The organism is Myroides injenensis M09-0166 (genome assembly GCF_000246945.1).
In the GTDB taxonomy this organism is placed as follows: Bacteria; Bacteroidota; Bacteroidia; order Flavobacteriales; family Flavobacteriaceae; genus Flavobacterium; species Flavobacterium injenense.
Map to the genome: position 1 here is coordinate 1 of NZ_BAEX01000059.1, position 22639 is coordinate 22639.

22 protein-coding genes and 2 tRNA genes are annotated in these 22639 nt (G+C 31.2%); 18 read left to right on the forward strand and 6 right to left on the reverse strand.

Translation table 11 applies throughout. From position 1 onward, the window contains the following. Positions 1-267: 267 nt before the first annotated feature. The 6 genes from RH98_RS10255 (at position 268) to RH98_RS10280 (ending at position 6595) form a co-directional block, all read left to right on the forward strand. A complete protein-coding gene (locus tag RH98_RS10255) occupies positions 268-741 on the forward strand; it encodes an Lrp/AsnC family transcriptional regulator (RefSeq protein WP_010254186.1) in 474 nt (157 codons plus the stop codon). Between the two features lie 2 nt (positions 742-743). After that, positions 744-1763 carry an EamA family transporter gene (locus tag RH98_RS10260; RefSeq protein ID WP_010254190.1) on the forward strand — a complete coding sequence of 340 codons (1020 nt, stop codon included), beginning with the start codon at positions 744-746 and terminating at the stop codon, positions 1761-1763. Positions 1764-2036: 273 nt separating this feature from the next. Next, complete coding sequence (gene rpsA, locus RH98_RS10265) at positions 2037-3794, forward strand: 30S ribosomal protein S1 (RefSeq protein WP_010254192.1); 1758 nt, start codon at positions 2037-2039, stop codon at positions 3792-3794. Between the two features lie 156 nt (positions 3795-3950). After that, positions 3951-4742: a hypothetical protein gene (locus tag RH98_RS10270; protein ID WP_010254195.1), complete on the forward strand. Its 792-nt coding sequence runs from the start codon at positions 3951-3953 to the stop codon at positions 4740-4742. Next, complete coding sequence (locus RH98_RS10275) at positions 4739-5500, forward strand: hypothetical protein (RefSeq protein ID WP_010254197.1); 762 nt, start codon at positions 4739-4741, stop codon at positions 5498-5500. The genes RH98_RS10270 and RH98_RS10275 overlap by 4 nt, the downstream gene beginning before the upstream one ends. 15 nt (positions 5501-5515) lie before the next feature. Continuing rightward, positions 5516-6595 (forward strand): toxic anion resistance protein, encoded by a 1080-nt coding sequence (locus RH98_RS10280; protein ID WP_010254201.1) that lies wholly within the window; start codon positions 5516-5518, stop codon positions 6593-6595. Between the two features lie 88 nt (positions 6596-6683). On the opposite strand, the gene RH98_RS10285 is transcribed toward RH98_RS10280, so the two are convergent. Together RH98_RS10285 and RH98_RS10290 are read right to left on the reverse strand one after the other, a co-directional pair. Beyond that, complete coding sequence (locus RH98_RS10285) at positions 6684-7886, reverse strand: DUF4374 domain-containing protein (RefSeq protein ID WP_010254204.1); 1203 nt, start codon at positions 7884-7886, stop codon at positions 6684-6686. 7 nt (positions 7887-7893) lie between these two features. After that, positions 7894-10254: a TonB-dependent receptor gene (locus tag RH98_RS10290; protein ID WP_010254206.1), complete on the reverse strand. Its 2361-nt coding sequence runs from the start codon at positions 10252-10254 to the stop codon at positions 7894-7896. Between the two features lie 236 nt (positions 10255-10490). On the opposite strand from RH98_RS10290, the gene RH98_RS10295 reads away from it, so the two are divergent. Further along, complete coding sequence (locus tag RH98_RS10295) at positions 10491-10718, forward strand: hypothetical protein (RefSeq protein ID WP_010254207.1); 228 nt, start codon at positions 10491-10493, stop codon at positions 10716-10718. 86 nt (positions 10719-10804) lie between these two features. Here the strand turns inward: RH98_RS10295 and pepT are convergent, their stop codons facing one another. Next, positions 10805-12049: a peptidase T gene (gene pepT / locus RH98_RS10300; protein ID WP_010254208.1), complete on the reverse strand. Its 1245-nt coding sequence runs from the start codon at positions 12047-12049 to the stop codon at positions 10805-10807. 1193 nt (positions 12050-13242) lie between these two features. Between pepT and RH98_RS10305 the strand changes: the two genes are divergently transcribed. The 4 genes from RH98_RS10305 (at position 13243) to RH98_RS10320 (ending at position 16135) form a co-directional block, all read left to right on the forward strand. Then, entirely contained in the window at positions 13243-13431 is a 189-nt protein-coding gene (locus RH98_RS10305; RefSeq protein ID WP_010254210.1) for a hypothetical protein, read from the forward strand. Between the two features lie 220 nt (positions 13432-13651). Beyond that, entirely contained in the window at positions 13652-14431 is a 780-nt protein-coding gene (locus tag RH98_RS10310; protein ID WP_237717531.1) for an alpha/beta hydrolase, read from the forward strand. 105 nt (positions 14432-14536) lie between these two features. Then, positions 14537-15118, forward strand: coding sequence for a pseudouridine synthase (locus RH98_RS10315; protein WP_010254215.1), 582 nt, complete (start codon positions 14537-14539; stop codon positions 15116-15118). An 18-nt stretch (positions 15119-15136) separates the two neighbouring features. Continuing rightward, positions 15137-16135, forward strand: coding sequence for a cation diffusion facilitator family transporter (locus tag RH98_RS10320; RefSeq protein ID WP_010254217.1), 999 nt, complete (start codon positions 15137-15139; stop codon positions 16133-16135). 7 nt (positions 16136-16142) lie between these two features. Here the strand turns inward: RH98_RS10320 and RH98_RS10325 are convergent, their stop codons facing one another. Continuing rightward, entirely contained in the window at positions 16143-16934 is a 792-nt protein-coding gene (locus RH98_RS10325) for an ABC transporter ATP-binding protein (RefSeq protein ID WP_010254219.1), read from the reverse strand. Positions 16935-17101: 167 nt separating this feature from the next. Between RH98_RS10325 and RH98_RS10330 the strand changes: the two genes are divergently transcribed. Next, positions 17102-17953 carry a transketolase gene (locus tag RH98_RS10330; protein WP_010254221.1) on the forward strand — a complete coding sequence of 284 codons (852 nt, stop codon included), beginning with the start codon at positions 17102-17104 and terminating at the stop codon, positions 17951-17953. 21 nt (positions 17954-17974) lie between these two features. Further along, positions 17975-18937 carry a transketolase family protein gene (locus RH98_RS10335; protein ID WP_010254225.1) on the forward strand — a complete coding sequence of 321 codons (963 nt, stop codon included), beginning with the start codon at positions 17975-17977 and terminating at the stop codon, positions 18935-18937. Between the two features lie 163 nt (positions 18938-19100). On the opposite strand, the gene RH98_RS10340 is transcribed toward RH98_RS10335, so the two are convergent. After that, positions 19101-20219, reverse strand: coding sequence for a hypothetical protein (locus RH98_RS10340; RefSeq protein ID WP_010254228.1), 1119 nt, complete (start codon positions 20217-20219; stop codon positions 19101-19103). A gap of 80 nt (positions 20220-20299) precedes the next feature. Between RH98_RS10340 and RH98_RS10345 the strand changes: the two genes are divergently transcribed. Genes RH98_RS10345 through RH98_RS10355 form a run of 3 tightly spaced genes read left to right on the forward strand, consistent with a single transcriptional unit; the run spans position 20300 to position 21771 of the window. After that, positions 20300-20701 (forward strand): RNA-binding S4 domain-containing protein, encoded by a 402-nt coding sequence (locus tag RH98_RS10345; protein ID WP_010254231.1) that lies wholly within the window; start codon positions 20300-20302, stop codon positions 20699-20701. Further along, complete coding sequence (locus RH98_RS10350; RefSeq protein ID WP_010254234.1) at positions 20694-21281, forward strand: methyltransferase domain-containing protein; 588 nt, start codon at positions 20694-20696, stop codon at positions 21279-21281. Before RH98_RS10345 ends, RH98_RS10350 begins: the two co-directional genes overlap by 8 nt. Beyond that, positions 21274-21771, forward strand: coding sequence for a phosphoribosyltransferase family protein (locus tag RH98_RS10355; RefSeq protein ID WP_010254237.1), 498 nt, complete (start codon positions 21274-21276; stop codon positions 21769-21771). Before RH98_RS10350 ends, RH98_RS10355 begins: the two co-directional genes overlap by 8 nt. Here RH98_RS10355 and RH98_RS10360 read toward each other — a convergent pair. After that, positions 21768-22286: a shikimate kinase gene (locus tag RH98_RS10360; protein WP_010254239.1), complete on the reverse strand. Its 519-nt coding sequence runs from the start codon at positions 22284-22286 to the stop codon at positions 21768-21770. The genes RH98_RS10355 and RH98_RS10360 overlap by 4 nt on opposite strands. A 129-nt stretch (positions 22287-22415) precedes the next feature. Between RH98_RS10360 and RH98_RS10365 the strand changes: the two genes are divergently transcribed. Together RH98_RS10365 and RH98_RS10370 are read left to right on the forward strand one after the other, a co-directional pair. Further along, a tRNA-Lys gene (locus tag RH98_RS10365) sits at positions 22416-22488 on the forward strand. Between the two features lie 26 nt (positions 22489-22514). Further along, positions 22515-22587, forward strand: a tRNA-Lys gene (locus RH98_RS10370). Positions 22588-22639: the final 52 nt, after the last annotated feature.

The following is a 22639-nucleotide window of genomic DNA, read 5'->3' on the forward strand; positions in this document are numbered from 1 at the left end:
GGTATTTGTTAATTTTTTTGCTCTTATCACTGATTTTCTTTCATTATTTTACTACTTAAATCTTATCTTTTTTACTATTTATTTCATTTGAATATATTGCTACGTATGAAATGTTTATACTTAGATTTCTAGTTTAGTTGTTTGTTCCGTAAATACGCATATTATTTTGTATTGGATTAAGATGACTGTATATTATTCTTTTTAATAGAAATATTTCCGAATTTAATTCTTTTTATTTACCTTTGCACCCGCAAAACGGATGATAGTATGGAATATAAATTAGATGAAGTCGATTTGACAATTATACGCATGATGCAAGATAATGCAAGAATTAATAATTCTGAACTCGCTAGAGAGTTAGGAATGGCACCATCTGCAGTATTAGAACGTGTAAAAAAGTTAGAACAAAAGGAAGTTATATTAGCGTATCATGCTAGCATAAATCCTAAAGCTTTAAATCAGAAAATGCTTTCATTTATATTTATTAAAGTTGATGAGATTATTGGTGATGAGGAGACTGGTAAGTTATTGGCAGAAATACCTGAAGTACTTGAGGTACACGATATAGCTGGTGATGATGGTTATATGATTAAAGTTAGAACTACTGATTCATTAGCATTGGTACATTTAATGCGTAATTCACTATCTAAGATTCAAGGAATTATATCAACAAGAACTATAATAGTTTTGCAAACAGTTAAAGAAGATAATAAGTTAATAATACCAGATAAATTCGATTAGTTATGGGAGCAGTAAAATCAAATGGTACTAGTAAGGGAGCAGTTATATTTGCTTATTTAGTAGTTTATTTTGTATGGGGATCTACTTTCTTTTTTATTCATAAAGCATTAAGTGATTTTACACCTTTTGTTTTAGGGTCATTACGTTTTTTTATTGCAAGTACATTACTTTTAACTTATTGTAAGATTAGAGGTTATAAGTTATTTAATAAGAAAGTTGTTAAGCAGGCTTGTATTACAGGTTTCCTTTTATTATTTATTGATATGGGGGCATTAATATGGGCTGAACAGCATGTCTCAAGTGGTATTGCTGCGATTATGGCTGCAGCGGCGGCGCTTTGGTTCATTATCTTAGATAAACCACAATGGAAGAATAACTTTAGAAGTATTCCAATTGTATTAGGGCTCGTTATGGGGTTCATTGGTGTAATAATGCTTTTTGCTGAGCAAATTAATATAGCAAGTGATGAATCTCAGAAGATGCTTAATATTTTCTGTATGGTGCTATTGATTTTAGGATCTATAGCTTGGACTATTGGTTCTCTGTATTCTAAGTATTCAAAAGACAAGAATGAAGATGCAGGTGAGGATTTACATGTAATGGTTAAAACATCATGGCAGATGATTACTGCTGGTGTATTATTTGCACTTGTAGCAAGTTTAAATGGTGAATTTGCTGCTTTTGATCCAGCTGATATATCATTTGGAGGGTGGTTTTCATTGGCATACTTAATTACTTTCGGTTCAATTTTAGCATTCGGTTCTTATATATGGTTAATTCAAAATAGACCAGTGACTGAAGTTAGTACTTACGCTTATGTTAATCCTGTTGTTGCAGTAGCTTTAAGTTATTTTTTCACTGATGATATTATTACTAGTCTTCAAATTGGAGGTTTAGCAGTTGTATTAGTTAGTGTAGCCTTGATGAATTGGGATCTATATAAGGGTAGTAAGGTCTTTAGAGTTTTCAAGAAAAAGAACAGTATTGCTAAAAGAGATAAGGAAGAACTTAAAGTGTCATAAATAGAATTAATTATTTTTTCAATAATATTACTTTTTTAAAGCGCCTATGAATTTATTTGTAGGCGTTTTTTAATGGGTTTGTTTTGAGTGTTTTATAAATAAAATAGATGGTAAAAAGTTTTGTAGGTGAATATATAATGATTACTTTTGCGCAACTTTTAGATCAACAAGGTCTCCTAAAAGGTAATTATATTATAAGTAAAACCTCTTCTGTTTATTTGTGATTGGTAATAAGAGACTTACAATTAGAACAGAATACAAATTTTATCAGATATGTCTGAAAACACAAAAACACAAGAAGAATTTTTAAATGATTTTAACTGGGATAACTACGAAAACGGTATTGATGCTGTTGAAGATAGCCAATTAAAAGAATTCGAAAGTTTAGTAGACAAAACGTTTATCTCTACAGATGATGAAGAAGTAGTAGAAGGAGTTGTTGTTAGAATTACTGACAGAGATGCGATTGTAGATATCAACGCTAAGTCTGAAGGTGTTATTTCATTAAACGAATTCCGTTACAATCCAAACTTAAAAGTTGGAGATAAAGTTGAAGTATTAATCGACGTTAGAGAAGATAAATACGGACAACTTGTTTTATCTCACAGAAAAGCTCGTACAATCAAAGCTTGGGATAGAGTTATTGCTGCACACGAGTCTGGAGAAATCGTTAATGGATTCGTTAAATGTAGAACTAAAGGTGGTATGATCGTTGACGTATTCGGAATCGAAGCATTCTTACCAGGTTCTCAAATTGACGTTAAACCAATCCGTGATTACGATCAATACGTGAACAAAACAATGGAATTCAAAGTAGTTAAAATTAACCACGAATTCAAAAACGTTGTTGTATCTCACAAAGCTCTTATCGAAGCTGATATCGAAGTACAGAAAAAAGAAATTATCGGTCAATTACAAAAAGGTCAAGTGTTAGAAGGTGTTGTTAAAAACATTACTTCTTACGGTGTATTCATTGACTTAGGAGGTGTTGACGGATTAATTCACATTACTGACTTATCTTGGTCAAGAATTAACCACCCAAGTGAAGTATTAGAGTTAGACCAAAAATTAAACGTTGTTATCTTAGACTTTGATGATGAGAAAACAAGAATTCAATTAGGTTTAAAACAACTTTATGCTCACCCATGGGATGCTTTAGATGCTAACTTAAACGTTGGTGATAAAGTTAAAGGTAAAGTAGTTGTTTTAGCTGACTACGGTGCTTTCATCGAAGTTGCTGAAGGTGTTGAAGGTTTAATCCACGTTTCTGAAATGTCTTGGTCTACTCACTTAAGATCAGCTCAAGATTTCGTAAAAGTAGGTGACGAAGTAGAGGCAGTTATCTTAACTCTTGATAGAGAAGAAAGAAAAATGTCTTTAGGTATTAAACAATTAACTCAAGATCCTTGGACTGATATTACATCTAAATATCCTGTTGGATCTAAACATGTTGGTATCGTTCGTAACTTTACAAACTTTGGTGTATTCGTTGAATTAGAAGAAGGAATTGATGGATTAATTTATATCTCTGATTTATCTTGGACTAAGAAAATTAAACACCCATCTGAGTTTGTTAATGTAGGTGATAAATTAGACGTAGTTGTTTTAGAGTTAGACGTTGAAGGACGTAAATTATCTTTAGGACACAAACAAACTACTGCTAATCCATGGGATAAATACGAAGCTGCTTACGCTGTAGGAACTGTTCATAATGGAGAAATCTCTGAATTAGTTGACAAAGGTGCTACTGTAGTATTCGAAGATGATGTTATTGCATTCATCCCAACTCGTCACTTAGAGAAAGAAGACGGTAAAAAATTGAAAAAAGGAGAAAGCGCTGAATTCAAAATTATTGAGTTCAATAAAGAATTCAAAAGAGTAGTTGCTTCTCATACTGCTATCTTCCGTGAAGAAGAAGAGAAAAATGTTAAAACTGCAGAAGCTAATAATGCTTCTTCAAACGAAAAAACAACTCTTGGAGATATTGACGCTCTAGCAGAATTAAAAGAAAGAATGGAGAAAGGAAAATAATTCCTAATCTTTAATAATATTTCTTAAGCCTCGACATTTTGTCGAGGCTTTTTTTATGCATTGCAATTAGATATTTTAATTCTAATTGCAATGTTTTTGATGTAATCTCGTTTGAAATTTAATATCTTTATTACTTATATATAATTGATTTAATAGATGGGTTGGTTTACTAATCGAAGTAAGGGTTGGGAGTTTAAAAATGCTGTAATATTACTAGGTGTTGTCGGCGCAGTAAGTTTTTTAACACTAGGTCTATTAACACCTATTGCTGTTTCTATTTTTGGTGCAATAGTAAAGATAGGCAGGTGGACTAGAGCTACACTTTTAATAGCTTTAGTTTATTTATTATTTTTAATTATAAGCTTGTTTGCATATTTGGCAGGGCAATCTTTTATTTCTGTGTTAGCTTTAAACTTTATAAGCTTTTATATCTACGTAGTATATATGTCTTTAGATTTAGGAGAATACTTACAACGTTTGGATTTAAAAAATTACATTAAACTAGAGAAAAATAAGGAATACAGTTATTTCGAAGTAATGAAGCAACTTAATGCTTTAGAAAATACTTCTTCGCGAAAAGATGTTTTTATTCATAGTTTAGAATTTTATAAAAAGCATATTCACAATGCAAAGCTACTTTCTAACATTAATGAATTACAGCGATTAGTTAATATTATAGTTTCTAAAGATGAGCACAGGAGTGATTTGTTTTTTGAACGTCATGGTAGTACTATTGAAAACGCTTTAAAGCAATATGTGGAATTAGATACTTCTTATATTAATAATTTGCAAGTTGAAGAATCAAAAAATAAAATTAAAGTTATTATTGAAAAAGCACGTATTGCTTTTGAAAATGAATTATCGCAAATGATAGATTCTGAAGTTTTACAAGTAGATGCTGAAGCTGAAGTTTATATGTCAATTTTAAAAGGGAGAGGGTTATTATGATAGGATGGTTTACTAATAAAGATAAGAAATGGGAATTCAACAATAGTTGGCTTGTACTGCTAGGGATATTTTTTCCATTTGTTTTTCCGCCATTTGCAATGCTGTATATGGGGATTTTGGGTAAAATAAGAAGTTTGCTTTATGGAAGTTTTCTGTGGATGATTTTATATATAGGAGTTTATCTTTCTTATTTTAGTTTTGGAGATACTAATTGGGTAAGACTATATGCTTTTTTTACTTTTATGGGAGGCGCTGTAATTATTGCTATGCATTTACAGAATTTTTTGAGACGTCTTCATTTACGGGGGATTATTAATCTTAAATGGGCAGTTGAATATGATTACGTAGATTTTATACGTCGCAAAGGAATTTCTGAAATATTATCTGTCAGTGATTTTATTGTAGAAATGGAACGTTGGCAGTCCAAAATAATAAATGCGGAGGTAAAAGGAAATATTGCAACGATGATACAATTGACAAAATCAATAACAAAAGACAATCAATACATTAGTAATTTGTTTTTGGAACGTCATGCATATTCTATAGAAAATATACTTAACCAATATTACCAAGTAGAGTTATCTCGAATTGATAATGAGATTATACATAAAGCAGAAGATAAGTTAAGAAAGACTATTTCCAATGCTACTAAGGCTTTTGAAAAGGAATTGATGAATCAAATGAAGTTTCAGAATTTAGAAGTGGATGCAGAAACCGAAGTTTATATTCAGGATTTAGAAAATAGAGGATTATTGTAATAAAAAATAAAATATATGGAAAAAGATATCCAACAATTAAGAAGTGAAAGGGAATTAACTCCAGAAGTTTCTGTAGATTTTACTGAGCAAGAACTAAAACAGATTGAGGCACATAAGAATAGTATTAATTTAGAGAATACTACTTCAATAGTGCAATATGGAGCAGGAAGTCAATTGCAAGCTAGTGCATTTGCTACAGAAGTTTTAAGACAAGTACAGACAAAGGATTTGGGCGAAACTTCGGAAATATTAATGACTTTAAGAAGTGATGTGAAGTCATTTGAAGGTATTGCTAGTAAAAAGAGTATTTTGCCTTTCTTTGATTCAATAAAGAAAAAAATAACTCGTTTACAACATCAATATACAAAAGTAGAAGGGAATATTAATGCTATAGAGTTACAGTTAGAACGTCATTATAAAACAATGATGAAAGATGTAGCTATGTTTGATAAACTATTCGAAGAGAATAAAAAGTACTTTAAAGAAATAAGCTTATATATAGCTGCTGGAGATCAAAAGTTACAAGAGTTACACTCGGAGGTATTACCAAAGGCTAAAGCTGAGGCTGAGAAAGAAAATGATCCAATAAAAGTACAAGCTTTTAAAGATTTAGAGCAACAAGTTGTTCGTTTTGAACGAAAACTACATGATTTAAAACTTACCAGAATGGTAGTATTACAATCATCTCCTCAAATAAGAATGGTGCAGAATAATAGTTTAATGCTAATGGAGAAGCTACAATCAAGTATTGTTAATACTTTGCCATTATGGAAGAATCAAATGGTTCTGACACTTGGTATAGCGAGATCACAACAAGCTTTAGGAGCGCAGCAAGCTGTAAATGATGCCACTAATCAGTTGTTGACTAGAAATAGCGAAATGCTTAAGGATTCTACTATTAAGATTGCTCAAGAAACAGAAAGAGGAATTGTTGATATTGAAACAATTAAAAAAGTTAATACTGATATTTTAAATACTATTGATGAGCTAGTTCGTATTCAAGGAGAAGGACGTGAAAAACGTAAAGCTGTAGAAATTGAACTAAAAGAAGCTGAGAATGATTTAAAAAAGCATTTATTAAATAACAATAAATAAGATACTGACTAGAGAATTAGTCTTTTGTATTAGTAATAAAAAAGGGAGTAGATGTTAAATCTACTCCCTTATTGTATTTTAAAAGTTATTAATCATAGAATTTACCGAATCTAGCATAACCTGAAATGTGATCTGGTATTTTCATTCCTTTTGTTATACTATCTGTTTTTGGATCATATATCCAAACATGATTATTACCTTCTTTCGCATTAATAGCAATAAACAATTTGTTGTTCTCTACAAATGCTCCCCATTCGTAAGGTTCGTCATTTGGCAATTCAGTTAATTCTCTGACTATTTGTTTAGTCTCTAAATCGATAATAACGTAACGAGCATTATAACTGTTCCCTAAACTTGGATCTCTATATAATGCCATCATTTTATTGTCTCCTATATATTGTAGTAGTGTCTCAACTTTTTTGCCACCAAACAATTGTGATAGATTAATTACATAATCTTGATCATATGTTTTGGCTCCTTTATGTAGCCTAAATAAGTATGAATCTCTAGTATCTTTAGACAATCTTGGGAAAGTAGCATAATAGAAAGTATTCTTTTCAGTAGAAAAAGTTGTATGGAAATATGGTGAGGAATTTGAAATTCCAGACGCTCGCTCATCAATTCTAGTGTCTAAAACTTCAAAATTGTCATATTTAATTGTAGCAAAATTATAGTAGTCAGGAGACATCCACTTTTCATCTCTAAAACCATATTGTAGGTAAAGTATACCATCCATATAAGTAGAAGCACCTAAAGTATAGTGATTATAGCTGTCAGGAAAAGGTAGTAGACCTTGAATTGATCCTTCTTTTATAATATGTAAATCATCACTATTAATTATACTATAGCGAACTGAATGCCCATCACCGGTAGTTCCTAGAATTAATAAGGTATTATTATCAATCCATACAAAACTAGAAATATCAGATATGAACGAATAAGGAACTTCCTTAACTGTTATCAACTTGTCATTAGTATATTTAAACTTTTTAAGTACCCCTTGATCTGTTTTATAATTATAGATAAATCCATTTTTTACTATATAAGCATAAGTACCCTTTGAATTTATTTCGTCACCCTCTCTTTTAAGATTCATTTCTCCTTGAGTAACATCATTTGTTGCTGTCAAGTAATGTACAGTATTTGGCCAACTACCTAATGCAGATAGTAGAAAATATTTATAGTTTTCCTCACCTTTAAAACCACCTGACTCACTAGGTTCTTTACTACAGCTATTTAAAGCTAATATTGTTATAATAATCAATAGGCTACTATATATTTTATTTTTCATGATGGTTCTATTTTAATGCGTATCTAAATTTGAAGTAAAAAGCGCGACCTTGTTTTTGTAGTTTAAAGTTATCATATGCTAATGCATTTCCTACATTAGTACAATCTAATGCAAAATTGTATTTACCATTAGATAGAGAATAACTTACCCCTATATTATGTATTGTTTGTCTAGGAATTGTTGGTATATTTCTTTTATTCCCGTAAGACTGCCAGTTTTTATAATACCATTCAGTCATTTGAAGCCCATAGTGAAACTCTAAGCGACTATTTTCTTTAAATATATTATCTTGACCAATGCTAACATCAATATTACCAAATAACCATGGTTGATTAGGAACCTCTTTTTTATATGTAGCAGATTCTACGTCCTTAGAATTATTGGTATATTTTGTATTATCATAAGCATAGTTATAAGTAATATTCATCATTATTTGTAATAAGTTTTTATACTTATAATTTACTTCACCTTCTAAACCTTTTGTAAAGATATTTGAAAGGTTTTCATACTTGAATGTACTATTATATAAATTAGGTACCGTAAAAATGAAATCCTTTGTATCTCTAATATATCCGCCTGCTTCAAATCTTACTAAGTGATCAGTAAAACGTTGCGTATAATAAACTCCAAAATTATAATTATTACTTGTTTCTGGTTTTAAATCCATATTTGTACTAACGGATACTCCATCTCCAAATATTTCGTTAGGCTCCACTAATCGATATGAATGTTCATAAGATGCTTTAATACCAATATTATCTGTGATTTTGAATGTAGATGCTATTCCATAGCCCCAATTGTCAAAAGGTTCTTTAGCTATAACGTCTTTTCTAATAGTACTGTCAAAGACTAATTTTTCTAAATTTACCTTATAGTATTTAGCAAAGATAATATTGGACCAACGTCTATTAAAGAGGTCTTGTTGATAAGCAAAAGAGAGTATTTGCTTTGTCATCTTTGAAGGTGTCACATCTGATTTTTTTTCTACTAACGCATTATAAGACGTATTCTTTAAATAGTCAATAGTATAGTTTGCAGTTAATTTATGATTCTCTGCAATTCTATAAGTGGCAGTTATTTGGTTATATAAACGATCTTGATTTTGTTTATTTACTTGAAAATTTCCCATTTCGCTTGAGGCAGAAGGAACATATGACCCATCCCAACTATATTTTCTCAAGACAGTATCTGTTGCTTTTTCTAAACTTCTAGAAAAACCACTGTACAGGTTAATATCTAATCGGTCTCCTAATAAATTTGATATTTTATATTTTAAAAAGTAGTTATTAGCATCCCCATCTTGTTTTAGTTTTCCATATACTACATCTTGATTAGACCCAGTTTGTATATGTTTATCAAAAATTGAGTAGGAAGTTCCAATGAATAATTGGTCAGCCCAACTTTTGTTTTCAATCCCAAATTCAGCCATTATAAATACTGATTGATATTGATCATTAAAGCGTTTGACATCTCTTAATTCGTATTCATTTTTTTCTTTGTTCCAAATCTTCATGTCTCTCATTTTGTAGTCATTATCAGATTTGTTTAAGAACGTATTTACACGCATTACTATCCCCGTTTTTTCATCTTTTAATTGTCCATTTAAGTTAACTAAATGGGTATTAAACGAGCCAATAGTATAGCTAGCATCTAGATAGTCTTTGTTTGCTTTATTAGAAATAACATTTACAGCACCACCCATAGCATCTGTACTTAAATTGACTGGAACCACTCCTTTGTAGATTTCCACTCGTTCAGCCATGTTAATAGGTAGGCTACTCAAATCTACACCTTTACCTAACATTTCTAAAGGTACACCATCAATGAAGAACTTTACTGCTTTACCTGACATACCATTGATAGAAAAGTTATAATCAGAGCCCACACCTCCTTGTTGGCGAATTTTAATTCCTGTTGTTTTATTTAAAATTTGATTTAAATCCATTGTTCTATTCACAACAGATTTAATGTCTACTGCATTTACAGTAAAAGCTTCATCTTTTAAAGTTTCAACTTTTGACTTGGTTGTAATAACTACGTCGTTTAGCATTGCCAAATCTGGTTTTAGGACTATGCGAACATCAGTATTATTTTTTTTAAAAGTAACGGTTTGTTTGTTGTCTTGATATCCAACATAACTGGTAATTAAAGTTGCTGTACCAGGTTTTGATTGTAATGTAAATTTACCATTTTGATCAGTTGCTGTACCAATAGTTGTTTGGTCAATCATTACGGTAGCTCCAATAACAGGTTGTAAAGTTTCATCTAATACAATTCCTTGTAAAGTGGAGTTCATCTCTTGTGCAAAAGTTGTGTAGTGTAAAAGTGCACATAAGATTACGATAGTAGTTTTCCAATATGATCTCATTATTTTTATTTAGTATAAATAGCAAAATTAAATACTATATTAAAATACACCTAATAAAATTCTAATTATTTTATATATGATTATTAAAATATGTTTAATAAATAAAAAAAATGTATAAAAAAAAGAAGTAGATAATCGTATAAAATATTTTTTGGTTTAATGTTTGTGGATGTAATATGTGTTTGATTACCAGTGTGGTAAAGTTGGATGAGGATTTGAAACTAAATTGTGTAATTATGGGAGTATTGTTTGGAAGTTTTGGTGGTATATTTCTAGTTTTTGGAATATTTATTTATTGGATATCTGCTTTCATTTCGCTATTTATGAATAAAAGTATTTATGGAACAGAATATTTCATTTGGTTAATAATGATGGTTATTTTGCCTTTTTTGACACCTGCTGTATACTATGTCTTGAGAACATACGATTCTTTACCTATTAGACAGCAACAAAAGAAAAAATAGAAATAGAAAATAATAGAAATAAATAAGGGACTCTATTTTTAATAGAGTCCCTTATAGTATGTAAATTACAAATACGCTATTTTAGATTATTTGTATTTATTTGCAGTTAGTTCAGCAATTTTTACAATTACTTCAGTTGCTTTTACAATGCTCTCTACTGGAACATATTCATATTTACCATGGAAGTTATGTCCACCTGCAAAGATATTAGGACATGGTAATCCCATATAAGAAAGTTGTGCTCCATCAGTTCCACCGCGAATAGCTTTGATAAGTGGTGTAATACCCAAGTCTTTCATTGCCTCTTCAGCAATATCTACAATGTGCATTACTGGTTCAACTTTTTCACGCATGTTGAAGTATTGATCTCCAATTTCGCATTCTACTATCGGTCCACTAAATTTTTTGTTATATTTTTTATTGAACTTCTTCGCTAGTTTAGCAATTTGTTTTTTGCGTTTCTCGTATTTTTTAAGATCGTGATCACGAATAATTAGTTCGATAACTGATTCTTCAATACTACCAGTCATGTGGTTTACATGGAAGAAACCTTCATATCCAGTTGTTCTTTCTGGTACCTCGTGTTTCGGTAATTTAGAGATGAATTTATTAGCTAAAAGAATAGAGTTAATCATTTTTCCTTTTGCATAACCAGGGTGTACACTTTTTCCAGAGAAAGTTAATTTAGCATAACCAGCATTAAAGTTTTCAAACTCTAATTCTCCGATTTGACTTCCGTCCATTGTGTAAGCCCACTCAGCACCGAATTTTTTAACATCAAATAAATGTGCTCCTCTACCAATTTCCTCATCAGGTGTAAATCCAATACGAATTTTACCATGTTTGATTTCTGGGTGTTGAATTAGGTATTCCATTGCTGAAACAATTTCTGTGATTCCAGCTTTGTCATCTGCTCCTAAAAGTGTAGTACCATCAGTAGTGATAAGCGTTTGACCTTTATATTGTAATAAATCTTTAAAGTAAGATGGAGACAATATAATGTTTTGTTCTTTATTTAAAACAATATCGCCACCGTCGTAATTTTTAACTATTTGTGGTTTTACATTAGCCCCTGAAAAGTCTGGTGAAGTGTCAAAGTGAGCAACGAAACCAATAGTAGGGACTTCGTGTTCTACATTACTAGGTAGAGTAGCCATGATATAAGCATTCTCATCTATAGTTACATCTTCTAAACCGATTTGTTTTAATTCTTCAACTAACTTATTTGCTAAATCCCATTGTTTTTCAGTACTCGGACATGAGTTTGATGAAGGATCAGATTCAGTGTCAACAGTTACATAACTGATGAAACGATCAATGATATGTTGCATAATGTATTAAATTTTGTAAGTAACAAAAATAACAATTTATTGCGTTAATCTCTTATCTTTTATTGTGTTCTTATCTTTTGATGGTAAATAAATTTATTGTGTAACAAAAAATAGTGAGAACGAGATTATGAAGTTATCTTGACTTTTTAGTTTTCTGAGATTTCTTTATCTCTAAATACATATTTTTCTAAACTTTTGTGAATCAAAATGTGCATCAGCATTAGTTGATTGATTAATTATGCCTTCAAAATAGATTTCCATATCAAGTATATCCTTTACATGTCTAGATGATATAAGGTTCTCAGCAAACACTTTAACTATCTGAGCAAAATAAAAACTACCTCACTTTTTTTTAACCCTAAAAAATATATCTAATTAAAATACAGTGTCTTAGCTAAAAAACAATTTATTGGGTTAAATTTTGAATGCTTGCCAAAGCTAGTATTCATAAGCATTAGAGCGAAATCCTTCAACACTTCTTCAACACTTCCCCATGATTGCTCCATATACAAGCCTATTTGTTGAAGGGATCTTGAAGAACTGTTGAAGCGCTGTTGAAAAAATCATATCCTCTATAGTAATAAAGGCACATATGGGATACTTGATTCCACAAAACTTTTTTGGCATTTCAATTCAAAAAGACCTTTTAAAAAGTAAACGGCTGTAATGAATTAGATGAGATATAACAAGATGAAGTCATCTTTAATTATTAGTTTGAGGAAACTTCTATCATCATTCTTTATTTTACAAAAGTCAAGACGACCTTTATCAATAATTGCATTGTAGCTATAGTTAAACAGAAGTTTTTAGTTAGTTTAATTCCAGTATTATGTTTGGTTTGTACTATCAATAAAATTTGGAATTAGTTTCAAGCTTTTCAATAGATAGTTAGCAATGCCTTGAATAAAGGGTATTTTGTTAAAGCAATCTTGCGGGAGTATTCGAGAACTGTTAAACAAATCAAGAGATACATTATTTCTATTAGTTTATTATTCTAAAGTTGTAATAACATCAACTTGATTAACTATTGTTTTTTTTAATGAAGTATAAAAACAAATAGTAATTAGTAAGTTTAAATACAGTAAAGTGATAGGAGAGAGAATATTATTTAGTGTTATTAATTATGGCATTCTATACATCACAAAGTTTAGAAGATATAAGCAATGAGTTATTTCTTTATAAGTATGCTATAGATGAATTCTTTTTTTGATAAAGTAAAAGAAATACTGGCTAGCGAAATAATTACAGGTGCTAATTGCGATATCTGTGGAATTTGTAAGGATAGTAAAAGCAATCCTAATAAATATCCTATTGTAGCGCTGATACATATAGCTGAGATTAATAATAATGCTTTCATATTTTATATAGATGTTGTTAGTTGATAGTAAGATATATAAAAAGTATAAGAAAAGCAAATAAAAAATTAAGATAGTGAAATTTTAATCCTTTTTTATTGAGGAATAATATTTTTAGGTGGCGATATATTGTGTTATTAGTGATTTTAACTAATACAACAGATGTCTTAAAATTGTATATTTGAGTGTAAAATTATTACTTCTAAATATGAGAAATTGCTGTATTATTTTTTTTATATTTTTTACGATGTCTATGTGGGCGCTTGATCCAGTAAAAGAGTACGTTGATCATCCTATGAATTCAAATATGATTGTCGAATCTGTAGAGATTAAGACTACTGATGATTATACGTTGAAATCATGGATTTGTTTTCCAAAGAAAGAAGACGATAAAAAGCGAGTTTTAGTACTTGCTTATGGTGATAATGGTAATATGTCGTATTGGATTAGACAAGTATTAGAAGTTGTTAAGCATGGTTATACTGTAGTTCTTTTTGATTACAGAGGTTTTGGTGAGAGTCAAGATTTTGATATTGATAAGAAGATGTTGTATTACGATGAGTTTACTACTGATCTGAAAGCGGTAGTGGATTATACTAGAGATCGTTTTAAACAACCAGTAGGAGTATGGGCTCTATCAATGGGTACAATTAATGCTACTCTATTATATTCGCAAGATAAGTTTGATTATATGATAGCCGATGGCTTTGTTGGCAGTCCTAAGCGAATAGTCGAAATTATAGGCGAACATCTCAATGAAGAATATAAATTGCCAAATAGCGCAGCAAGTTATGAAGATGCTCTAAGTCGATTATCATTACCTATATTGTTTTTTGCAGGAGATAGAGACGGACTTACATCTCCGGAAGATAGCTATAGAGCTAAGTTTCTTAATGAAAAAAGTGATATAGTATTGTATAAGGGACTACATCTTCAGGGCTTTCAAGCGCTGTCATTGGACTATCATGGGCAGCGATATATAGAAGCAATGAATAAGTTTTATACCAGTTTGTATCCTGAAAAATAATATAGATGTAGAATGAGATATTTTAGGGATAAATTATAATAGAATCCTAATAATAATCGGGATGATAATCAATACCTTTGCTTGCTAATACTGTAGTAGCCCTTTATGAATGTTAATTTGGAACAATCGCATAGACATTTTATATTATATAAACCACATGGATATATCAGTCAATTTATCTATGAGAAAAAACGTACCAAGAAGAAATTAGGAGAATTGTATGACTTTCCTGAAGGAACTATGGCGATAGGTAGATTGGATGAAAATTCGGAGGGATTATTGTTTTTGACCACAGATGGTATGACTAGTGAGAGTGTACGCAGTGCCCATTATGAGAAAGAATATTATGCGCAAGTGGATGGCGACATTACTGAATCGGCAATTGAAGAAATGCGAAATGGTGTTCTAATAGGTGTGAAGGGTGAGAAATATATGACAAAACCTTGTGTGGCAGAAAAACTTTTAGAGAAACCAGATTGGATTGGTGAAGGGCGAAGAATACGAGATGAACGACATGGACCGACGAGTTGGGTAAGATTAGTATTGACAGAAGGAAAATTTAGACAAGTACGAAAGATGACTGCCTATGTAGGATTTCCTACTTTAAGATTAGTGCGTGTCCGTATAGGAGCTATTTCTTTAGAAGGAATGAAGGTAGGGGAAGTGATTGAAGTAGATAAATTATAATTTTAGGTAAAGCGACAAATGAATACAAGAGCAAAAGAAAACTATCAATTCCAAAAAATAGTAGCTGTAGTAGGAGTACTATTGTTTGTAGTCAAGGTAGTTGCTTGGTCAATGACACATTCGGTGGCAATTCTTACAGATGCTTTAGAAAGTGTAATCAATGTAGTCAGCGGTTTTATAGGTTTATATAGCTTGTATTTATCTTCAATACCTAGAGATAGAAACCATCCTTATGGACATGGAAAAGTAGAGTTTATTTCGGCAACTATTGAGGGAGCATTAATCATGGTGGCAGGTCTTGTTATCATTTTTGAAGCAGCACGAAATTTTATAGACCCAGAACCAATAGGTAAACTAGACTATGGTATTATCTTAGTCGCTATCACTGCTATAGTGAACTATATTTTAGGCTGGTATGCAATTAAAAAAGGAGAAAAGAATTCGTCCTTAGCATTAGTTGCAAGTGGAAAGCATTTACAATCGGATACTTACTCTACGATTGGGATTATTGTAGGATTAATACTTTTATATTTTACAGGTTATCAATGGTTGGATAGCGTAGTAGCTTTGCTATTTGCTGGAATAATAATTGTCACAGGGTATAAAATAGTAAGGGGTGCTATCTCAGGTATAATGGATGAGACAGACGAAAAGCTATTGGAAGAATTAGTTGCCTATCTCCAAAAACATCGCCGTGCTAATTGGATTGACTTACACAATCTCCGTATTATCAAATATGGTAGTGTGTTACACTTTGATTGTCACATGACTATTCCCTGGTACTTTACTATTGTAGAAGGACATAAAGAGGTTGAGCTCTTAGAAAAAGAAATCTGTGAGAAATTTGGTGATGATTTAGAATTGTTTGTCCATATGGATGACTGCAAGCCTTTTTCTTGTAAAATTTGTAGCAAAGACGATTGTCCTTTTAGAAAGGATAAGTTCGAAAAGCAAGTTGAGTGGACTATTGAAAATATTTCTAAGAACAAAAGACATAATAGTACTACACAGTCCTAATTGTGTATCAGTCTATTTTTAATTCAAAACGTTTTTGTAATGGGTTGAATGTTAAATTGTCATCTGGAAAGAAGTGATTAAAAATACCTTTATTAATTAGTTCGTCAGAAGTTCCTTGAACATTATAACCTTCTTGAAGTATTATAATCTCATCACTTAACTGTAGTGCAATATCAATATCATGAGCAGAAAAAAGAATTGCTTTGTTTTCCTCTTTAGCTAGTTTTTTTAGTAGCTTGATAAGAGAAACTTTATGATGAAGGTCGAGGTGATTTGTGGGTTCATCTAATATTATTATAGAAGTATTTTGTGCAATGGCACGAGCTATCAAAACTCGTTGTAACTGTCCATCACTTAGTTCATGGATGCTTTTATTCGTTAATTTTTCCAAATTAGTAAGCGAAATAGCTTTATTTATCCAATTATGATCTTCGTCTGATAAATTTGTGTTCCATGATAAATAAGGAGTTCTACCTATTTTTATTAATTCGTAAACAGTCAGGTTAGATATAGGTATTTTTTCAGTCAATACAATACTTATTTGTTGTGCTAACTCATTTTCCGTATATGAATTAATATTTCGATTATTTAATGTTACTTGCCCATGTATAGGTAATTGTACACCATTAAGAGTGCGTAATAAAGTAGATTTCCCTATACCATTAATCCCTAAAAGTGCTGTAAGTGCTCCTTGCTTTAAACTAATATTAAGGTCAGATTGAACAATTACTTGTTTAGACTTATTTTTTGAACAATAGCCGATTGCGAGATTCTCTGTTTTTAAAATAGGTATTGACATAAAATTAAAGAGAGTTTAGGTATAAATAAACTTACTGTATTCTTTATAAAGTTAGTCGATAAAGTTAGTAAAACAAGTTGTTTGTGGTATAGTTTGAACAATAATAATAAGTATTTGCGGTAAATAAATCTTATATTTGTGAAGCAAATAATTTTATTATTAGAATAATGAAACCAAACACACAACAACTAACAGAGTTAACTACTCAAGTAAGAAGAGATATTCTTAGAATGGTACATGCTGTAAGTTCAGGACACCCTGGAGGATCTCTTGGATGTGCTGAATTTTTAGTAACATTATACCAAAAGTTAATGGATAGAAAAGAGGAGTTCAATATGGATGGAAAAGATGAGGATATCTTCTTTTTGTCAAATGGACATATCTCTCCTGTATTTTACAGTGTATTAGCTAGAAGCGGTTATTTTCCAGTGAGTGAATTAGCAACTTTTAGAAGATTAAATACAAGATTACAAGGACACCCTACCACTCATGATCACTTGCCAGGTATACGTATGGCATCAGGATCATTGGGGCAAGGTTTATCTGTAGCTATTGGAGCAGCACAAGCTAAGAAATTAAATAAAGATAATCACTTAGTTTATGTCTTGTTAGGTGATGGTGAATTACAAGAAGGACAAAACTGGGAGGCAATGATGTATGCTTCTGCAAAAAAAGTAGATAACTTAATTGCTACAGTTGATTTAAACGGTAAACAAATCGATGGACCAACTGATAAAGTTTTGGACTTGGGATCTGTAAAAGCAAAGTTTGTTGCGTTTGATTGGGAAGTTATTGAGATAGAGAAAGGTAATGATATCGATTCTATCCTTAAAGGTTATGAAGAAGCAAAAGCTAAATCAGGAAAAGGAAAACCAGTATGTGTATTATTACATACAGAGATGGGGAATGGAGTAGACTTCATGATGGGGACTCATGCATGGCATGGTAAAGCTCCAAGTGATGCGCAACTAGAAGAAGCTTTGAAACAAAATCCAGAAACTTCTTTTGGAGATTATTAATCTTTATTTATTAGAATCATTATGAAAAAATATACAAATACAGGAAGTAAAGATACACGTTCAGGATTTGGAGCAGGTCTAGCAGAATTAGGTCGCACAAATGAGAATGTAGTTGCATTGTGTGCGGATTTAATAGGTTCATTAAAAATGGATGAGTTTATTAAAGAGAATCCAGAACGCTTTTTTCAAATAGGAATTGCAGAAGCAAATATGATTGGTATTGCTGCTGGTATGACAATTGGAGGAAAGATTCCTTTTACAGGGACGTTTGCAAACTTTTCTACAGGTCGTGTATATGACCAAATACGTCAATCAGTTGCTTATTCAGAAAAGAATGTAAAAATATGTGCTTCTCATGCTGGATTAACATTAGGAGAAGATGGTGCTACTCACCAAATTCTAGAAGATATAGGGTTGATGAAAATGCTACCAGGTATGACAGTAATTAATACTTGTGACTATAATCAAACAAAAGCTGCTACAATTGCTATTGCTGATTATGATGGACCAGTATATTTGCGTTTTGGTCGTCCAGTAGTTCCAAACTTTACTCCTGCGGATCAAAAATTCGAAATAGGAAAGGCGTTGTTACTTAATGAAGGAACTGATGTAACAATTATTGCTACAGGACACTTAGTGTGGGAAGCATTATTGGCGGCTGAAGAATTAGAGGCAAAAGGAATTTCTGCTGAGGTAATCGATATTCATACTATTAAGCCATTGGATGAAGAAGCAATTTTACGTTCAGTTGCAAAAACAGGATGTGTGGTTACTGCTGAAGAGCACAACTTTTTAGGTGGGCTTGGAGAAAGCGTGGCACGTGTATTGTCATTAAACAATCCATTACCACAAGAGTTTGTGGCTGTTAATGATACTTTTGGAGAATCAGGTACTCCAGATGAATTAATGGATAAATATAGTCTAAATGCTAATGCAATTGTTGAAAAAGCGCAAAAAGCTATCAACCGTAAATTTAAGAGATAATTATTCAAGATATCTATTATAGAGAAAGGGCTACTTCTTAGAAGTAGCCCTTTTTTAGTATATGTCTATTATCTAATTATATGAAAGATAGAATTCGATTAATGGGAAATAAAAAAGGGAGCATATTATTGCTCCCTTTGTATTATAAATCAAATGCTTTTATTTAAGATTTGATATTCCATACCCATTCTCCATCAACCATATATGGGCGACAATTTTTATCTAAATAATTAGGCTTGTCACTACATTTTTTAAGTTCTGGAGCATCGTATTTATAATGTCTAATTATTCCTTTATCATCTTTATATTGTAATTCAATACGAGTCGGAACTCCGTCATTATCGTCATCAATATTTAAGAAGTTAGGTGTCTTTTCAAAACCACTAGTTGAGTAACCAAAATAGTCTTCAATTGTAAGAGGTGTGCCTATTTTACTAGGTTCTACTTCAAATTTAGAAGGAATACCATCTAAGTCATGATCTCTTTCTAGTGCATTGATTAATGTAATATCTGATATCGCTACTTCGTATCCTTTTAGTTTTGTACCGATAGGACTATTAAATAAATAAAGACCTGAAGGGATAAAAGCTATTATTCTACCAGCAGATCCTTTGTCATATCCTAGAGTACCATCAGAGTTCTTTTTAATCCCTGTAGCAGTTTTTATTAATTGTAACAATTGTCTTTCACCAGAAGTAAGTTCAGCAGCTTTAGCAGCAGTAGCTGTATACTCATTAATTGTCATTGGAAAAGAGTAAAACTTACCTTTAAAAGGAGCACTTACAACTTCATTTTTAGTATTGTAAACTTTAGTTTCTACGTAAGTAGAGTCAATAAGTGCAGGTGTAATATTATTTCCTTTATTTATTTCTAAGTAATAAACCGTATATTCTTTTACAGGGTCATCATTTTTAGTGTATTCTAGACGACTTATCACATCTTTATACATTCCAGTATATGGGTCAACTGTTTTTGTACTAATAGGTGTGATTTTTAATATATCATTACTTAGTTTGATACTTTTTAATCTAGGATCTTTTCTAATTACAGGTTGTTGATTATATTTAGGACTTGTAATACTATCAAAAGTGATGATGTCTCCATTTTCTATAATGTAATTATTATCAAGGTATTTTTCAATAACTGTCATATTTTCATTATAGACTTCAGTTCTATCACGTAAAGGAACCTCTACGAAATCAGTACCCCCATCATCTTTTTTACAATTTGTCATCAATAAGCTTAAGGATAAGAAGCCTAAAGCAGCAAATATTCTCTTCATTTTTTGATTTATTTTAGTAGTGCAAGATACAATTTTACTTTATTTTTGTGTACTTTGTTAGAAAAAATTAATATTTAATTATGCGTATTGATAAATATTTGTGGTGTGTACGTTATTACAAGACAAGGAATATAGCAACTGAAGCTTGTAAAAAAGGACATATTACAGTAAATGGACAAGCTGCTAAAGCTTCGAGAGAAGTTTTCCCAACTGATAAAATTACTTTGCGTAAAGATCAAATAGTTTATCAAATGACTGTTTTAGATATCCCTCAAAATAGAGTAGGAGCAAAATTAGTTGATATTTATAGAAAAGATACTACACCTTCTGAAGCATTTGAACATTTAGAATTATTGAAATTGTCTAAAAGTCATTATCGTGCAAATGGTACTGGGCGACCTACTAAAAAAGATTTGAGAGATATTAATGACTTTTTAGATTATGATGATGAAATAGAAGAAGAAAGTGAAAAAAATGAATAGAGAATATTGGGAGAATAGATATGTCAGTAAGAATTCGAAGTGGAATGCTGGTGCTATAACCACACCTCTAAAAGATTATATTGATCAATTAGAAAATAAGAATTTGCGTATTTTAGTTTTGGGAATTGGTCATGGTTATGAATTATTATATCTGCACCGTCAAGGATTTGCAAATAGTTATGGTATTGATTTAACGGATATTGCTGTTAAGGAAACCGCACTAAAACATTCCGATTTCCCAATGGATTCTGTCATTATTGAAGATTTCTTTCACCATGTAGGGGAGTATGATTTAATTATCGAACAGACGTTCTTTTGTTCTTTACCAAGAGAATTAAGAAGTGCGTATGTTAGTAAAATTAATCAACTACTTTCGCAAAAAGGAAAATTGGTAGGAGTTTTATTTGATTGTGAATTTGATACTTCAGAGCCACCTTTTGGAGGAAGCAAAAAAGAGTACGATCAATTGTTCCGAAATGATATGAAGATTAAAGTCCTAGAAAAAGCATACAATTCTATCAAGCCTAGAGCAGGTAGAGAAGTGTTTATAAATATAGAAAAACAACAACAACATGACTAAGAACATTATTTTAAACAAAGAGCAGATTAAGTTTACTACAAAACGCATTGCTTACCAAATTTACGAGACATTCATTGATGAAGAGGAGATCGTTATAGCAGGAATAGCTAATAGTGGTTTTAAATTTGCTCAAAAAATTGCAAATGAGTTACAAGCGATATCGCCGATTAAAGTAAAGATTTGTGAAGTTCGTATCGATAAGCAAAATCCTATAAATCCAATAGAGACATCTATCTCTTCAGATGAGTATGAAGATAAGGCAATAGTCTTGGTGGATGATGTATTGAATTCTGGAGCAACATTAATATATGGTGTTAAACATTTTTTAAACGTTCCTCTTAAGAAATTAAAGACTGCAGTGTTGGTGGATAGAAATCATAAAAAATATCCCGTTAAAGCTGATTTTAAAGGGATATCTTTATCAACGTCTTTATTAGAGCATATCCAAGTTGTTTTTGACGGAGAAGAAGAATATGCCTATTTGAGTTAATTTACAATTTTTATAATTTCATCGACTATATCACTTATTGATTTATTATCTACAATTAAAGTGTGTTTTGCTTGATGATAAAAATAACTGCGTTCAAATAATTGTTTCGCTACAAAAGTCTCAAGAGTATCGTCTGTATTTTGATTAAGTACAGGTCGATGCTCTTTTTCGTTTTCTAGACGTTCTACCAATGTTTTTATAGAAGCTTTTAAATAGATTGAGATAACATCACTTTCCTGAAGCTTTAGGTGATTATTAGCATAGCAAGGAGTACCTCCGCCAAGACTTAAAATAATAGACTTGTTTTCATCTAATAGGTGATTGAATGTCTGGTGTTCTATTTTTCGAAAGTAGATTTCTCCTCTCTCTTTAAAAATCGCAGGTATTGTTTTTTGTAGATTTGTTTCTATTTCTTGGTCTAAATCTATAAAAGGAAGGTTTAGAGCTTCTGCTAGCTTTTGTCCAATAGTTGACTTACCTGATCCCATATAGCCTAAAAGAACAATTTTTTTCATAAAAATAAGGGGTTGTAATATAGTACGTTAGAAATTAATTTAGATAAAGAGGCAAAAATAAAACAAATTTGTTGTGGTTTTTTAAAAAAGTGTCCTATATTTGCACCCGCAATTAGGAATTGAAATAATGACTCGATAGCTCAGTTGGTAGAGCACAACACTTTTAATGTTGGGGTCCTGGGTTCGAGCCCCAGTCGGGTCACAAAATTCTTTCTTTTCTAATCAGCAGACTCGATAGCTCAGTTGGTAGAGCACAACACTTTTAATGTTGGGGTCCTGGGTTCGAGCCCCAGTCGGGTCAACAAAAAATAAAAAGTCAATTACAGAAAATAATGACTCGATATACTACGTGT

Excerpts from the sequence above, each read along its gene's own strand:
- RH98_RS10260 (WP_010254190.1), top strand. The coding sequence starts at position 744 with ATGGGAGCAGTAAAATCAAATGGTACTAGTAAGGGAGCAGTTATATTT.
- RH98_RS10320 (WP_010254217.1), top strand. The coding sequence starts at position 15,137 with ATGAATACAAGAGCAAAAGAAAACTATCAATTCCAAAAAATAGTAGCT.
- RH98_RS10345 (WP_010254231.1), top strand. The coding sequence starts at position 20,300 with ATGCGTATTGATAAATATTTGTGGTGTGTACGTTATTACAAGACAAGG.
- RH98_RS10350 (WP_010254234.1), top strand. The coding sequence starts at position 20,694 with ATGAATAGAGAATATTGGGAGAATAGATATGTCAGTAAGAATTCGAAG.
- rpsA (WP_010254192.1), top strand. The coding sequence starts at position 2,037 with ATGTCTGAAAACACAAAAACACAAGAAGAATTTTTAAATGATTTTAAC.
- RH98_RS10310 (WP_237717531.1), top strand. The coding sequence starts at position 13,652 with ATGTCTATGTGGGCGCTTGATCCAGTAAAAGAGTACGTTGATCATCCT.
- RH98_RS10335 (WP_010254225.1), top strand. The coding sequence starts at position 17,975 with ATGAAAAAATATACAAATACAGGAAGTAAAGATACACGTTCAGGATTT.
- RH98_RS10340 (WP_010254228.1), bottom strand. The coding sequence starts at position 20,219 with ATGAAGAGAATATTTGCTGCTTTAGGCTTCTTATCCTTAAGCTTATTG.
- RH98_RS10330 (WP_010254221.1), top strand. The coding sequence starts at position 17,102 with ATGAAACCAAACACACAACAACTAACAGAGTTAACTACTCAAGTAAGA.
- RH98_RS10315 (WP_010254215.1), top strand. The coding sequence starts at position 14,537 with ATGAATGTTAATTTGGAACAATCGCATAGACATTTTATATTATATAAA.
- RH98_RS10305 (WP_010254210.1), top strand. The coding sequence starts at position 13,243 with ATGAATTCTTTTTTTGATAAAGTAAAAGAAATACTGGCTAGCGAAATA.
- RH98_RS10280 (WP_010254201.1), top strand. The coding sequence starts at position 5,516 with ATGGAAAAAGATATCCAACAATTAAGAAGTGAAAGGGAATTAACTCCA.
- RH98_RS10275 (WP_010254197.1), top strand. The coding sequence starts at position 4,739 with ATGATAGGATGGTTTACTAATAAAGATAAGAAATGGGAATTCAACAAT.
- pepT (WP_010254208.1), bottom strand. The coding sequence starts at position 12,049 with ATGCAACATATCATTGATCGTTTCATCAGTTATGTAACTGTTGACACT.
- RH98_RS10285 (WP_010254204.1), bottom strand. The coding sequence starts at position 7,886 with ATGAAAAATAAAATATATAGTAGCCTATTGATTATTATAACAATATTA.
- RH98_RS10255 (WP_010254186.1), top strand. The coding sequence starts at position 268 with ATGGAATATAAATTAGATGAAGTCGATTTGACAATTATACGCATGATG.
- RH98_RS10290 (WP_010254206.1), bottom strand. The coding sequence starts at position 10,254 with ATGAGATCATATTGGAAAACTACTATCGTAATCTTATGTGCACTTTTA.
- RH98_RS10325 (WP_010254219.1), bottom strand. The coding sequence starts at position 16,934 with ATGTCAATACCTATTTTAAAAACAGAGAATCTCGCAATCGGCTATTGT.
- RH98_RS10295 (WP_010254207.1), top strand. The coding sequence starts at position 10,491 with ATGGGAGTATTGTTTGGAAGTTTTGGTGGTATATTTCTAGTTTTTGGA.
- RH98_RS10355 (WP_010254237.1), top strand. The coding sequence starts at position 21,274 with ATGACTAAGAACATTATTTTAAACAAAGAGCAGATTAAGTTTACTACA.
- RH98_RS10270 (WP_010254195.1), top strand. The coding sequence starts at position 3,951 with ATGGGTTGGTTTACTAATCGAAGTAAGGGTTGGGAGTTTAAAAATGCT.
- RH98_RS10360 (WP_010254239.1), bottom strand. The coding sequence starts at position 22,286 with ATGAAAAAAATTGTTCTTTTAGGCTATATGGGATCAGGTAAGTCAACT.